The 13778-nt window shown below is 73.8% G+C and carries 9 protein-coding genes; 3 read left to right on the top strand and 6 right to left on the bottom strand.

Translation table 11 applies throughout. From position 1 onward, the window contains the following. Positions 1-50: 50 nt before the first annotated feature. The 3 genes from ACFVXK_RS23020 to ACFVXK_RS23010 form a co-directional block, all read right to left on the bottom strand. Entirely contained in the window at positions 51-548 is a 498-nt protein-coding gene (locus ACFVXK_RS23020; RefSeq protein WP_389614493.1) for a peptidylprolyl isomerase, read from the bottom strand. 146 nt (positions 549-694) lie between these two features. Continuing rightward, complete coding sequence (locus ACFVXK_RS23015; protein ID WP_389614491.1) at positions 695-3172, bottom strand: PQQ-binding-like beta-propeller repeat protein; 2478 nt, start codon at positions 3170-3172, stop codon at positions 695-697. Between the two features lie 132 nt (positions 3173-3304). Beyond that, positions 3305-4201, bottom strand: a complete 897-nt coding sequence (locus tag ACFVXK_RS23010) for a VOC family protein (RefSeq protein ID WP_389614489.1) — start codon at positions 4199-4201, stop codon at positions 3305-3307. A 287-nt stretch (positions 4202-4488) separates the two neighbouring features. Between ACFVXK_RS23010 and ACFVXK_RS23005 the strand changes: the two genes are divergently transcribed. Continuing rightward, positions 4489-5136 (top strand): TetR family transcriptional regulator, encoded by a 648-nt coding sequence (locus tag ACFVXK_RS23005; protein ID WP_389614487.1) that lies wholly within the window; start codon positions 4489-4491, stop codon positions 5134-5136. Between the two features lie 73 nt (positions 5137-5209). Here the strand turns inward: ACFVXK_RS23005 and ACFVXK_RS23000 are convergent, their stop codons facing one another. Together ACFVXK_RS23000 and ACFVXK_RS22995 are read right to left on the bottom strand one after the other, a co-directional pair. After that, entirely contained in the window at positions 5210-5695 is a 486-nt protein-coding gene (locus ACFVXK_RS23000) for a nitroreductase family deazaflavin-dependent oxidoreductase (RefSeq protein WP_389614485.1), read from the bottom strand. Then, on the bottom strand, positions 5695-6960 hold the full coding sequence (locus tag ACFVXK_RS22995) for an acyl-CoA dehydrogenase family protein (protein WP_389614483.1): 1266 nt from the start codon (positions 6958-6960) through the stop codon (positions 5695-5697). Before ACFVXK_RS22995 ends, ACFVXK_RS23000 begins: the two co-directional genes overlap by 1 nt. Positions 6961-7127: 167 nt before the next feature. On the opposite strand from ACFVXK_RS22995, the gene ACFVXK_RS22990 reads away from it, so the two are divergent. Continuing rightward, positions 7128-8369, top strand: a complete 1242-nt coding sequence (locus tag ACFVXK_RS22990) for an acetyl-CoA acetyltransferase (RefSeq protein ID WP_389614481.1) — start codon at positions 7128-7130, stop codon at positions 8367-8369. A 642-nt stretch (positions 8370-9011) separates the two neighbouring features. Here ACFVXK_RS22990 and ACFVXK_RS22985 read toward each other — a convergent pair. Continuing rightward, positions 9012-10214 carry a M4 family metallopeptidase gene (locus tag ACFVXK_RS22985; protein WP_389614479.1) on the bottom strand — a complete coding sequence of 401 codons (1203 nt, stop codon included), beginning with the start codon at positions 10212-10214 and terminating at the stop codon, positions 9012-9014. 567 nt (positions 10215-10781) lie between these two features. On the opposite strand from ACFVXK_RS22985, the gene ACFVXK_RS22980 reads away from it, so the two are divergent. Next, positions 10782-13730, top strand: a complete 2949-nt coding sequence (locus ACFVXK_RS22980) for an alpha/beta fold hydrolase (RefSeq protein ID WP_389614477.1) — start codon at positions 10782-10784, stop codon at positions 13728-13730. Positions 13731-13778 lie beyond the last annotated feature (48 nt).

Genomic DNA, 13778 nt, shown 5'->3' with positions numbered 1-13778 from the left:
GCCCCGCTCCCCCGAAGGGGGGCGGGGCCGCCGGCGTCCGTGGACGTGGATCAGGCGGCGTCGACGACGCCGGAGGCCGCGATCTCGACCTTGCCCTTGGGGGCGCCGGACTGCGAGCCCAGGGCCTCGATCTGGTCGACCAGGGCCTGGCCCTCGACGACCTCGCCGAAGACGACGTGCTTGCCGTCGAGCCACGGGGTGACGACCGTGGTGATGAAGAACTGCGAGCCGTTGGTGTTCTTGCCGGCGTTCGCCATCGACAGCAGGTACTTGCGGTCGTGCTTCAGCTCGAAGTTCTCGTCGGCGAACTTCTCGCCGTAGATGCTCTTGCCGCCGGTGCCGTTGTGGTTGGTGAAGTCACCGCCCTGCAGCATGAACTGGGGGATGATGCGGTGGAAGCCGGAGCCGGCGTAGCCGAAGCCGTTCTGGCCCGTGGCCAGCTCGCGGAAGTTGCGCGCGGTCTGCGGGACGACATCGTCGAACAGGTTGAAGACGATGCGGCCGGCGGGGGCGCCGTTGATGTTGATGTCGAAGTAGACGTTGCTCATGGGTCCCATCCTGTCACTCCCGGTGCGGAACGCGACCCGGCGGGGCCCTGGAGCCCTCCGACAGACCGCCCATCCGGGGCGTTCCGGGCATGTTCGAGGCCCGTTCGAAGGGGGTCGGGACGCCGCGGCGCCCCGACCCCGTCCGGTCAGCCTCCCGTACGGGTGCCCGTGCCCTTGGCGGCGTCCAGGGCGTACACGCAGCGGTCCTTGCTGCACGCGTACACCACGCCGGCCTCCGCCACCGGCGCACCGGTGATCTCGCCGCCCGTGGCCAGCTTCCAGCGCAGCTGCCCGCCCGCCGCGTCCAGGGTGTACAGGCAGTGGTCGGCCGAGCCGAAGTGGACCCGTCCGTCCGCGACCACCGGCGGGCCGGTGATCTCCCCGCCCGCCGCGAACCGCCACTTCGGGGTGCCGGTGACCGCGTCGAGCGTGTACAGGGCGCTGCCCGCGCCCAGGTGCACGTTGCCGCCCGCCACCAGCACCGGGTCCGCCGCCGGGCGCGGCTCGGTGGCGATGCGCCAGCGGTCCTTGCCGGTGGCGGCGTCCAGGGCGTAGACGGTGCCCAGGTAGTCGGCCAGGTAGACCCCGCCGCCGGTGACCGCCGGGCCCGGCGCGAACGCGGGCGGGGCCAGGAAGACGGCCGGGGCCTCGAAGTGCCAGCGGACCCGGCCCGAGGCCCGGTCGACGGACAGCACCCGGGTGCCGGCGGCCACGTAGACGTTGCCGTCGGGGGCCGGGGTGACGCGGACCGGGACGTTGCCGCAGGAGGCCGCGTCCCCGACCGGGTAGGACCAGGCCTCCAGGCCGGAGCGGGCGTCGAGGGCGCGCAGCCGGGCGTCCTGCCAGACGTAGACCGTGCCGTCGTGCAGGACGGGGGCCGCCTCCGGGGTCTCGAAGTCGGTCTGGGCGCCGCTCAGCTCCCACAGCTTCTGCCCGTTGGAGGCCTCCCAGCCCTGGACGCCGCCGCCGCGCGTGGCGGTGATGACGGTGCCCCGCTCGGCGCGCAGGGCGTACACCCAGGCGTCGGCGTTCAGCCGCCACCGCTCGGAGCCGTCCTTGGCGTCGAGGGCGAACAGGGAGGGCCCGTCGGAGGCGTGGATGCGGCCGTCGGCGACCGCCATGGACCAGGCGACGTCCCGGGTCTTGAACTGGCGCCGGCCGCTGCCGACGTCCAGCGCGTGCACCTCGAAGGAGGTGACGTACAGCAGGTCGCCCGCGACGGTCGGGGTCCCCCACACCTCGTTCGACATGCGGAAGCGCCACGGCCGCCAGCGCCCGCTGTCCGGGGACGGCCCGGGAGCCGGCACGGACGGGGTGGCCGCCGGGGCCGCGGCCGGGGCCTGGACCCCGGCCGGCGGGCGCACCCAGCCGGTCGCCGAGTCCGCGGCGGCGAGCCCGGCCGGGGCGGAGGCCGTCGCGCGCGGGCCGGGCCCGATGGGCACCGGGGAGCCGCCGAGCTGCACGGGCGCGCCGGGCAGCGAGGGGACCGGCGCCAGCGGCGGGCGGTCCGGGCGCGGGGGCAGGGCCTGCCCGGTGCGCGGGTCGGTGAACGGGTCGGCGGTGCCGCGCGCGGGGCGGCGGTGCGTGGTGGGCCCGGAGACGGGCGGCGCGGGGGCGTGCCCGGAGGCGGGGGCGTGCCCGGAGGCGTGCCCGGAGGCGGGGGCGGCCGCGGAGCCGCCGTGCGGGGCGTGGGAGGGGCCGCCCGGGGACGGGACTCCGGGGGCGGGCGTGCGGTGTCCGGCGCGCCGGGCCTCGATCATCGCGACGGCCCGCGCCGGCAGCCAGGCCGAGGCGGTGCCGCTGTCGTCGCCGCCGTCGAAGAGGTGCGGGGCGAGCTGCGCCTGGAGGTCGGCGGGGGTCGGGCGCTGGGCCGCGTCCATCTGCATGCAGGAGTCGATCAGCGGCCGCAGCTCGTCCGGCAGCCCGTCGAGGTTGGGTCCCTCGCGCAGCAGCATGAACACCGTCTCGACCGGATTGGCCCCGTGGTACGGCGGGTGTCCGGTCGCGGCGAAGACCAGGGTGGAGCCGAGCGAGAACACGTCGCTGGCGCCCTTGACGCTGCGCGAGTCCTTCGCCTGCTCCGGCGACATGTAGGCGGGGGTGCCGACGGCCACGTTCGTCATCGTCAGCCGCGTGTTGGACACGCCGCTCGCGATGCCGAAGTCGATCACGCGCGGCCCGTCCTCGACGACCAGCACGTTGGACGGCTTGAGGTCGCGGTGGACCAGGCCCGCCCCGTGGATGGACTGCAGCGCCTCGGCGATCCCGGCCGCGAGCCACCGTACGGCCTGCACGGGCATCGGCCCGCACTCGTTGACGATCTCCTCCAGCGAGGGCGCCGGCACGTACGCGGTCGCCAGCCACGGCACGGCGGCCCGCGGGTCGGCGTCGACCACGGCCGCGGTGTAGAAACCGGACACCGCGCGCGCCGCCTCGACCTCGCGCGTGAACCGCACGCGGAACAGCTGGTCCTCGGCGAGCTCGGTGCGCACCGTCTTGATCGCGACCCGCCGCCCGGATGCCGACCGCGCGAGATAGACCAGCCCCATGCCGCCGGCGCCGAGCCGTCCCAGCACCTCGAAGGGGCCGATCCGTCTCGGGTCGTGCTGCGTCAGCTGCTCCACCACTCGCCTCCACACCTCCCCGTACGGACCCTCTGCCCGGGCCCGCTCTTTCCCAGCGCGTCCACCGGCGCGTCCACCAGCGCGCGCCCCGACTCCGGGCCCGTGGCCAGGAGTCGCGCCCTCCCGATTCTGTCAGGCCCGCGCCTGGTCCGGCCCCGGCTCCGGGTCCGCGTTCGCGCGCGGCTCCGACAGGAGGGCGAAGACGGCTCCTTGATTGTCGGCGACGACGGCGATCCGGCCGTACGGCGTGTCGAACGGATCGGCGGTCACGCGCCCGCCGAGGCGCTGCACCGTGGCCACGCTCGCGTCGCAGTCGGGGACGGCGAAGTAAGCCAGGAAGTGGGCGGGCATGATCTCCGGGAAGGCGTCGGTGATCAGGCTGCGGCCCAGGACGGCGGTGGTGGCGCCGGGCGCGGAGCCGGGCGGGGACCAGAGGCGGTACTCGGCGGCGGCGGGCGTGCCCGTGGCGCTGTGGGTGCCGGTGTGGGTGCCGGTGTGGGTGCCGGTGGCGGCGCCCGGGTCGTCGGGGTCGTACTGGTCCTCGGGGACGTAGCCGAAGACGGTGGCGTAGAACACGTCCACCGCGTCGCGGGCGCGGGTGTAGAGCTCGCCCCAGCAGTAGGTGTACGGCTCGTCCTGGGCCTCGAAGCCGTGGTGGGTGCCGGGCTGCCAGAGCCCGAAGACGGCGCCGCCCGGGTCGGCGGCCAGGGCGGCGGTGCCGTAGGGGCCGACGGGCTGCGGGTCCATCACCATCTGGCCGCCGGCGGCGCGGATGCGGGCCGCGCAGGCGTAGGCGTCGGCGGTGTACAGGTAGATGCCCCAGACGGTGGGCATGCGGCCGTCGGGCTTGGGGGCGAGGGCGGCGACGTTGCGGCCGCGGCTGTAGGCCTGGGTGTAGCCGCCGTACTCGGGTCCCGCGCTGCCGCCGAAGGTCCACCCGAACAGCTCGCCGTAGAAGCGCTTGCCCGCCTCGACGTCGGGCAGGGAGGCGTCGACCCAGCAGGGGGAGCCTTCCGCGAATGCGACCATGGGGAGGTTCCTTCCGGTTGCGCTGGGTCTGTCCCTGATGGACATGGTCCGCCCGAAAGGTTGTCCACACCCTGTTGATAAGACTATTCGGGGGATACGGGAGGGTACGGAGGGGGGTGGGCCGGTCTCGCACGGGCCGCTCACCGGCGCCGCAATTCGGCCGAAATCCGTCGGTCCGGGATGCCCCGCGGCCGCTCCCAGGCTGGTAGGCGGGTTGCCGGCGGGGCGGTAACCCCATTTGCAGGCGGCCGAATAGCGCGCCGGAGCCCCCTCGGTAAGCTGACGGCATGACAGGACAAGTACGCACCGTCGACGGGCGTGTCGCCGGCCGGCGCGGCCAGGCGACGCGGCAGAAGCTGCTCGACTGCCTCAGCGAGATGCTCAGCTCCTCGCCGTACCGCGACGTCAAGGTGATCGACGTCGCGCGCAAGGCCGGTACCAGCCCCGCCACCTTCTACCAGTACTTCCCGGACGTCGAGGGCGCCGTCCTGGAGATCGCCGAGCAAATGGCCACGGAGGGCGCCCAGTTGACCGCGCTCGTCGAGGGCCGCAACTGGGTCGGCAAGGCGGGCTGGGCGGCCGCCGAGGAACTGGTCGAGGGATTCCTGGACTTCTGGCGCCGCAACGACGCGATCCTGCGCGTGGTCGACCTCGGCGCGGCCGAGGGCGACAAGCGGTTCTACAAGATCCGCATGAAGATCCTGAACTCCGTCACCAACTCCCTTACGGAGTCGATGAAGGAGCTCCAGGCCAAGGGCAAGGTCGACAAGGAGCTCAGCCCGGCGGCGATGGCCGGCTCACTGGTGGCGATGCTGGCCGCGGTCGCCTCGCACCAGAAGGGCTTCCAGACCTGGGGCGTCAAGCAGGCGGAACTCAAGCCCAACCTGGCGCTGCTCGTGCACCTGGGCATCACCGGCAAGAAGCCGACCAGGTGACGGCGGACCCCGCTCGGGGGTCCGCCGTCGGCGCAGGCTCCGGCAGATGCAGCCGCAGCAGTGCTTCCTGCGGTCAGCGGCGTTCCAGGCGGAACAGTCTGATCTCGCGCTCGATGCGCGCCTGGTACGTCGCGTAGGGCGGCCAGAACTTCAACACCGCCCGCCACGCCTCCGCCCGTTCGGCCCCCTCCAGCAGGCGGGCCCGTACCGCGATGTCCCGCCCCTGCCAGTTCACGTCCGCGTCCGGGTGCTTGAGCAGGTTCCCGGTCCAGGCCGGGTGGCCGGGGCGGCCGAAGTTGGACCCGATCAGCAGCCAGCTCGCGCCCCCGTCCTCCGGCATGCACGCGAGCGGGGTGGTCCGCGGCTCGCCGCTCCTGGCTCCCTTGGCGGTGAGGATCACCCCGGGCAGCATCCGGGCGCTGAGCAGCACCTTTCCGCCGGTCAGGCGGTGCACCGCCTTGTCCATGGCGGGGATGAAGTGCGGTGCGATCTTGGCGAAGAGGAGGGTCGAGGACACCTTCTGCATGATCTTTACGGGGAGGGTCGCACCGGGAGCCATCAGACGGCCGCCTTCTGTGGGTTCTGCGGGCTCTGTGGGTTCTGTGGAGTCGGGACGGGGTCGGGTGCCGGGAAGAGGCCGGCCTGCTGCGCGGCGTGGCCGCGGAGCCGGTGGACCGGGCCGAACAGCAGCTCGTCGGCGGCCGCCCGCTTGAAGTAGAGGTGGGCGTCGTGCTCCCAGGTGAAGCCGATGCCCCCGTGGAGCTGGATGGCCTCCCCCGCCGTGATCCGCAGCGCCTCCAGGGCCTGAGCCAGGGCGAGGGCGCCCTGGCCGGGGTCCCAGGCGGCGTAGTAGGCGGCCGAGCGGGCGGCCTGGACCTGGACGTAGAGGTCGGCGAGGCGGTGCTTGACCGCCTGAAAGGAGCCGACGGGCCGGCCGAACTGCTCGCGCTGGCGCACGTACTCCACGGTGCGGGCCAGCGCCTGGCCCGCCGCGCCGACGGCCTCGGCGGCGAGGACGGAGGCGGCGAGGAGACCGGTGGCGGCCAGGGCGGGGAGCGGGTCGGGCCCGTGGCCGTCCTGTCCCGCGACTCCCGCCGCTCCCGCTGCTTCCGCCCCGCCGAGCAACTCGGCCTCCACGTCCCGTAGTTCGATGCGGCCCTGCGGGCGGGTCTCGTCGAGGGTGGCCTGCCGGGCCCGGACGAGGCCGGGCGCGTCCCCGCGGACCAGGAACAGCAGGGTCCGGGCCCGGGCGAAGCCACCGGTGTGCGCGGCGACGAGGAGCAGGCCGGCGCTGTGCCCGTCGAGGACCTGGGCGACCTCCCCGTAGAGCCGCCAGCCGGCGCCGTCCGCGCGGGCCTGCACCCCGCCCGCGCGGCCCCCGCCCGCCCAGTCGCCGGGGGCGTTGTCGCCGGTCAGGGCGAGGGCGGTGGCCAGGGCGGGGCCGGGCACGGCGAGGGCGGCGGTGCGCTCCCCGGCCGCGAGCGCGGGCAGCAGGGCGGCGCGCTGGGCGTCGGTGCCGAGGGCCCCGATCAGCGGGGCGGCGAGGGCGGCGGTGGCGAGCAGCGGCGAGGGCAGCAGCACGCGCCCGGTCTCCTCGCAGGCCAGGGCCAGGTCGGCGGGGGTGCAGCCGACGCCGCCGTACTCCTCGGCGACGGCGATGCCGGGCAGGCCGAGCTGCCGGGAGAGCCGCTGCCACAGCTCGCGGTCGTATCCGGTGTCGGTCCGGACGGCGGCCTTGACCTCGTCCGGGCCGCAGCGTTTGCCCAGGATCTCGCGCAGGGTGCGGCGCATCTCGTCCTGCTCCGCGGTGAAGGCGGCATCCATCGTCGGGCTCCTCCCCGTTTCTGACGGGCCGTCATGTTAGAGCGGCGGGGGCGAGATGCACAGGGGGCGGGGGGCGGGCTTTGAGGGCGGGGGCGGGGGGCGGGTAGGGCCGGATCGCAGGCCCGGCGGGGTTACATCTGACGTAGTGTCAGATGTACCGTTCCCCCATGCCTGGACCCCTGCCCGGACCCCTGTCCGGACCCCTGTCCGCACCGCCCGTGTCCCCGTCCCTTCCCGCCCCGCGCCGCCGGGTCGCGGTGGTCGGCGTCGCCCTCTCGGACTGCGGCCGGGTGGACGGCCCGACCCCGTACGCCCTGCACGCGCAGGCGGCCCGCCGGGCCCTGGCCGACTCCGGCCTGGACCGCTCCGTCATCGACGGCTTCGCCTCGGCCGGCCTCGGCGTCCTGGCGCCGGTGGAGGTGGCCGAGTACCTCGGCCTGCGGCCCACCTGGGTCGACTCGACGTCCGTCGGCGGATCGACGTGGGAGGTGATGGCCGCCCACGCCGCCGACGCCATCGCCGCCGGCCACGCCAACGCCGTCCTGCTGGTCTACGGCTCGACGGCCCGCGCCGACATCAAGGCCCGGCGGCGCACCTCGAACCTGTCGTTCGGATCGCGCGGGCCGCTCCAGTTCGAGGTGCCGTACGGGCACACGCTGGTCGCCAAGTACGCGATGGCCGCCCGGCGCCACATGCACGAGTACGGCACGACGCTGGAGCAGCTCGCCTCGGTGGCCGTCCAGGCCCGGGCGAACGCCGCCGCCAACCCGGACGCGATGTTCCGCGACCCGATCACGGTCGAGGACGTCCTGACCTCGGACCCCATCGCCGACCCCTTCACCAAGCTGCACTGCTGCATCCGCTCCGACGGCGGCTGCGCGGTGCTCCTGGCGGCGGAGGAGTACGTCCCGGACAGCGCGAAGACCCCGGTCTGGGTCCTGGGCACGGGCACGGCCGTCTCCCACACCACGATGTCGGAGTGGGAGGACTTCACGGTCTCCCCCGCCGCCGTCTCGGGCCGCCGCGCCTTCGCCCGCGCGGGGCTCACCCCGGCGGACGTGGACCTCGCCGAGATCTACGACGCCTTCACGTACATGACCCTGGTGACGCTGGAGGACCTCGGCTTCTGCGCCAAGGGGGAGGGCGGCGCCTTCGTGGAGAAGGGCCGCCTGCTGCGTGACGGGGAACTCCCGGTCAACACGGACGGCGGCGGCCTCTCCGCCTGCCACCCGGGCATGCGCGGCCTGTTCCTCCTGGTGGAAGCCGTCCGCCAGCTCCGCGGCGAGGCGGGCCCGGGCCGCCAGGTCACCAAGCGCGGCGGCGGTGGCGGCCTGCCGGAGGTGGCCCTGGCATCGGGCACGGGCGGCTGGTTCTGCTCATCGGGCACGGTACTGCTGGGGCGGGGGTGAGGGGGGCGCCCGGCTCGGGTGCGGGGCGGTGGGTGGGGGGGCGGTCTCCCGCCGGACGGTGACCGGCCAGCCGGGCGGGACCAGGGGTCGTCGGAGTCCCGGCCGGGCGGTCTCAGAGCTGCCTTGGGGGTTTCCCGCCAGTCCCACTGTCCTTCCGGTTCGGGCCGGCCTGTCAAGGGCGCTCCCTCCGGTCGCGTCGCTTCGCGATCGCCTTCGGCGACCCTTGACAGCCCGCCCCGCCCCGGAAAGACAAGGACTGCCGGGAAACCCCCAAAGGAACGGGACGGTCCTACCTTGACCATCCGGCTCCCTCAGCGAGCAGGCGGGGACGTCGGGGGCCGGCAGACCGGGCATCCGGGCCGACACCCATCCCCTCCGCGCCGGATCGCTACGCGCTCCTCCCGTCTCGGCGGCCGACTGCCGTCTGGGGTCCCTGCCCGCAGCCGAGGACGACGGGAGCGTCATCCGGGGCCGGTGGGCGCCTCGGATCGCCACGCGGTTCTTTCGTCCCGGCGGCCGACGGCCGTCTGGGGCTGGCCACCGAGAGGCCTGCTGAGCACCCGGGCACGGCGGTGGCGACAGCGGACGTGGCTCGGGGCGGCGGTGGTGGGCCGCCGACCCGGCTGTCGGGTGTCTTCGGGGTTATCTGGTGGTCTTCAGGGTGGACAGGTCCTTGGCCAGGGCCGTCACCTTGGCGTTCAGCTCGCCGAGCTGGCGGGAGAGGGCGGCGATGCCGTCCTCGTGGGGGACGCGGCCGTTGCCGTTGACGGCGAAGGCGCGGGCCTTCGGGACGCCGCTGATCTGGATCTCCACGCCGGCCCATGCCGCCAGTACGGCCTGCTGCTCCGGGCTGCCGGCGCCGAACAGGTCGCCGGCCTTCTGGTAGGTGGTGTCCGCGAAGTCCTGGAAGGTGGCCTGGGCGGTCGACGCCCTGAGCGCGTCGTACCAGATGCGTCCGGCGCCCTCCCACGCGAATCCGCCGATGCCCACCGCCGCCAGGTAGAAGGCCTTGTTCGGGATGCCGGAGTTGAGGTGGACCCCGCCGGAGTCCCCTCGCGGGGTGTCGGGCAGGTGGATGAACTTGCTCATGCGGTCGGGCTGGGGGTCCTTGCCGAACTGGGGATTGTTGTACGCCTGCCCCGGCTCCTTCAGCGACCGCAGGGCGTCACCGCTGATTCCCGGGGTCCACACCTCGGCGCCGATCTTCCAGTCCGCCTCGTCCGCCTTCTGCTTCAGCGACCACTGCTTGACCAGTGAACCGAATACGTCGGACATCGATTCGTTCAGGGCCCCGGACTGGTTGTGGTACTCCAGGGCGGCGGTGTTCTCGGTGACGCCGTGCGTCAGCTCGTGGCCGATCACGTCGAGGGATCCGGCGAGGTTGCTGAACTCCGTCCCGTCCCCGTCGCCGAAGATCATCTGCTGCCCGTCCCAGAACGCGTTGTTGAACTGCACGTCGAAATGGACGTAACCGTCCAGACGCATTCCCTGGTCGTCGATCGAATTGCGCTGGAAGACCTGCCGGTAGAAATCGCGCGTCAGGCCCAGGCCCTCGAAGGCCTGGTCGACCGCCGTGTCCGCGGACTCCGGTCCGTCCTCCGTCCTGACCAGGTTGGCACGGCGCAGGGTGGTCCCCTCGTCGCAGTCGAAGATGGTGCGCCGGCCGTCACCGGGGGTGGCGGTGGCGCCCGCGAGGGACGCGCGGACATTGCGTTCACCCCGCAGACGGGCGGTGGTGAGGAGGGTGTCCAGGGCGGCCTGGCGAACCGCGCCGTCCGGGCTCTCCAGGAGCTTGTCGAGAATGTACGGAGGGATGATGCAGTTGATCGGTCGGGTCCTGCTCATGGGGCACCTCCTGAGCGAGAGGACCAACGATTAAGAATTCATCATTTGATGGTTCATCATTTGATGTCGGGGGATTTCAGAATTGCAGGGCAGCGGGCGTTTCACGCTGATATCACCAGTCTTGCGCCGCCGCCACTCGGCGGCAACCGCCCGTACGGCCGTCCCGGGGTCCGAGGGGGCGCATCCGGGTGGGAGGGGGGCGCGTCGGGGGGCGCGTCCGGGTGGGAGGGGGGCACGGTCGGGCGTGTCGGGGGGTGCCGGGGGCGGGGCGGGGTGGCGGGGGCCGCTGCGGCGGGGCGGGGGGCGCTCGCCCGGTGGGTGGGGAACGGCGGGGAGCCGGGGGGCGCAGTCGCAGGTCAGGGGGCCGGGCGGGGGGCGGGGGTCGCGGCCCGGGCGGCCGGCGGGCCGGGGCGGCCGGGCGGGGCGCCGCCGGGCGGGACGGGGTTTCCGGGCGTGTCACGTTATGGCTCCGCGCGTCGCACCTCATGCATGATTGAGCCGACCGGTTCTTCATCTGCGACCGAATTCCATCTGCTTCAACACCCTTCCTGGCTGCGGAGGTTCGCGATGGCGGTACGGACACGCGTCCATCTCGTGCTGGTGCACGGCCTGTTCTCCTCCGCGAAGGTGTGGAAGGCGTTCGAACGGCTCCTGGCCGGCGACCCCGAACTCGGCGACTGGCTCAGCGTCCACCCGTTCCAGTACGACTCCCCCCTCGTGCGGCTGCGCCCCGACCGGCGCGTCGCGGAGACCGACGACATCGCCGACCAGTTCGGCACCTTCCTGGAGACCGAACTCGCCGACGCCGAACGGATCGTGATCGTCACCCACAGCCAGGGCGGCCTCGTCGTCCAGCGCTTCCTCGCCCGCAAGCTGTGGAACGGCGAGGGCGGCGACCTGCGCCGCATCCGGCACTTCACGATGTTCGCCTGCCCCAACACCGGCTCCGGCTTCTTCCTCACCGTCCGCAAATGGCTCAAGGTGCTGTGGCACAACCCGCAGGAGCAGCAGCTGCGCCCCTTCGACCGGGCGGTGACCGAGGCCCAGCGCACGGTGCTGAGCGCCGTGGTGCACGCCCGCGCGTACAGCGACAAGGAGTGCCCGATCCCCGTGCGCGCCTACGGCGGTTCGGCCGACGACGTGGTGCCGCCGGTCGTCGCACGCGGCGTGTTCCCCAAGGGCGGGGTGGTCACCGCCGACCACTTCTCCATCGTCCAGCCCGCCGACCGCACCACCGCCTCCTACATGGCCGTGCGCGGCGCCCTGCTGGAGGCGGCCCGGGAGGACGCGGCCGGCGCGGCGGCGGAGCCGGAGGTGCTCACCCCGCGCTCCCCCGGCGACACCGACGGGCGGCCCGTCCTGCCGGCGCCCGCCGCCGCGGAGCCGGACCTGGCTCCGTTCCCGCCGCCGCCCTACCCGCAGCCGGAGGACGGCCAGCTGAAGGGGGAGGAGCGGCTCGCGCTGGTCGCGCACCTGCTGTCGGAGGAGGCCCGCCAGCAGGTCCACGTCCTGGCCGGGCTCGGCGGCTCCGGCAAGAGCCGCCTCGCGCTGGAGGCCGCGGACCGGGCGCAGCGCGACGGGCGCCGGGTGTGGTGGGTGTCGATGCCGGAGCTGAGCCTGCGGATGCGGATGATCGCCCGCGACCTGGGGGCCCCGTCGATCATGGTGGAGCGGGCCTGGCTGCTGGGCACGGCCATGGACCTGGTGTGGACGCTCCTGAACGACTGCCCCGACCCGTGGCTGCTGGTCTTCGACAACGCGGACGATCCCGAGCGCCTCGGCCCCCGGGGCGGCCAGGTCGCCGCCGGGACGGGCTGGCTGCGCAGGCCGCAGAACGCCCGCGGCACGGTCCTGGTCACCAGCCGGGTGCGCCGCCGGCAGACCTGGGGCGACGGCAACCGGGTCCACCAGGTGCCGCTGCTGAACGAGAAGGACGGCGCGTCGATGCTGCTGGAGCGGACCGGCGGCCTGGGCGGGACGAACGAGGACGCGCGCCGGCTCTCGCGCGAGCTGGGCGGGCTGCCGCTGGCGCTGCGGCACGCCGCCGACACGATCAAGGCCGTGAACGAGTCCCGGATCTCGTCGGACGGCGACATCCGGGACTTCGAGACCTTCCGCAGGACGGTCGCCGCCGGCCTCGACACCACCGCGGGCCAGGACGGGCCGCACCTGGGCGAGCTGCTGGGCCGGGAGATCGTGGAGAAGACCTGCGGGATCGCCCTGGACCTGCTCGGCCGGCGGGAGCAGGGGCAGGCGGCGGCCCTGCTGAAGGTGTTCGCCTGCCTGAGCATCGCCCCGATCCCCTACCGCTGCCTGCTCGCCGGGCAGGACCTCACCCGCTCCCCCCTCTTCCCCGGCGCGACCCCGGCGCGCACCGGCGCCGCCCTGGCCGGTCTGGAGGAGTTCGGGCTGGTGGACGCCTACGAGCGGGAGGGCTTCGCGGAACGCGACCTGGCGCACGTGCTGACCATGCACCCGGTGGTGCACGGGGTGCTGCGCGAGGACGGGGAGGTGCGGGAGCGGTCCGCGGACTACTACGGGCTGGCCGTGCGGATGGTGCTGTCGGCCGTCCACCTGCGCAATCCCGACCACCCGGCGAACTGGCCGCTGTGGGCCTCGCTCGCCCCGCACGCGGTGGAGGTGGCGCGGGCCTGCCTGCTCGGCGACCTGAAGCTGGCGGACCGCACAGTGCGCGCCGAGGCCCTGGAGCTGGCCCGGCTGACCGCCCGCTACCTGATCGCGACGGGGCTGCCGGGTCCGGCGTACGACCTGGTGCTGCCGATGGTGGAGCGGTGCGCCTCCTTCGGGTTCGACGTGGACGACCGGGAGATCCTGGGGCTGCGCCACGAGCAGGGCCGCATCCACCTGGACCGGGAGCAGCTGGCGCAGGCGGAGCGGGTGCTGGAGCAGGTGGTGCGGGCGCGGACGCTGATCCTCGGCGAGAACGACGCCGACACGCTGGCCAGCCGGCACAAGCTGGCCCGGGCGATCAACGAGCAGTCCGGGCGGGAGGGGGAGGCGGAGGTGATGCTGCGCTCGATCGTGGAGGCGGAGAACGAGGTGCGCGGCCGGGAGCACTACGACACGTTGGTGATGCGCAACACCCTGGCCCGTACGATGCTGGCGCTCGGTTCGCACGCGGAGGCGGAGGCGGAGGCCCGACAGATCCTGGACATCAGCCGCCGCAACCACTGGCCGCCGTCGACGCCGGAGATCCTGCGGGCGCGGGAGACGCTGACGCACGCGCTGCTGCGCCAGGACCGGGCGCACGAGGCGGAGCAGGTGATCCGGGCGGCGCTGCGGGACGCCTCGCAGCCGCCGGACTCGAACCTGGTGATGCGGTTCCGGTTCACGTTCGTGCTGGTGCTGCTGGGGATCCGGGGGCGTACCCCCGAAGCGGTGAACCAGTTGAAGGCACTGGTGCGGGACCTGGACCGGGTGGTGGCCTCGGAGCATCCGCTGTCGGTGCAGGCCAGGGCGCTGCTGGAGAAGACGTTGCGCGAGATGCCCACCTGAGCGGCGCTGAAACCCCGCCATTCCGCGTCAGTTGGGCGGAACTCCGGC

The sequence above is a fragment of the Streptomyces sp. NPDC058157 genome, assembly GCF_042884105.1.
In the GTDB taxonomy this organism is placed as follows: Bacteria; Actinomycetota; Actinomycetes; order Streptomycetales; family Streptomycetaceae; genus Streptomyces.
Note: the sequence above shows the minus strand (reverse complement) of the source record. Positions and strands in the feature narration are given on the sequence as shown.

Coding starts and splice junctions, on each gene's coding strand:
- ACFVXK_RS22990 (WP_389614481.1), top strand. CDS start 7,128: ATGCCTGGACCCCTGCCCGGACCCCTGTCCGGACCCCTGTCCGCACCG.
- ACFVXK_RS22995 (WP_389614483.1), bottom strand. CDS start 6,960: ATGGATGCCGCCTTCACCGCGGAGCAGGACGAGATGCGCCGCACCCTG.
- ACFVXK_RS23020 (WP_389614493.1), bottom strand. CDS start 548: ATGAGCAACGTCTACTTCGACATCAACATCAACGGCGCCCCCGCCGGC.
- ACFVXK_RS22985 (WP_389614479.1), bottom strand. CDS start 10,214: ATGAGCAGGACCCGACCGATCAACTGCATCATCCCTCCGTACATTCTC.
- ACFVXK_RS22980 (WP_389614477.1), top strand. CDS start 10,782: ATGGCGGTACGGACACGCGTCCATCTCGTGCTGGTGCACGGCCTGTTC.
- ACFVXK_RS23005 (WP_389614487.1), top strand. CDS start 4,489: ATGACAGGACAAGTACGCACCGTCGACGGGCGTGTCGCCGGCCGGCGC.
- ACFVXK_RS23000 (WP_389614485.1), bottom strand. CDS start 5,695: ATGGCTCCCGGTGCGACCCTCCCCGTAAAGATCATGCAGAAGGTGTCC.
- ACFVXK_RS23010 (WP_389614489.1), bottom strand. CDS start 4,201: ATGGTCGCATTCGCGGAAGGCTCCCCCTGCTGGGTCGACGCCTCCCTG.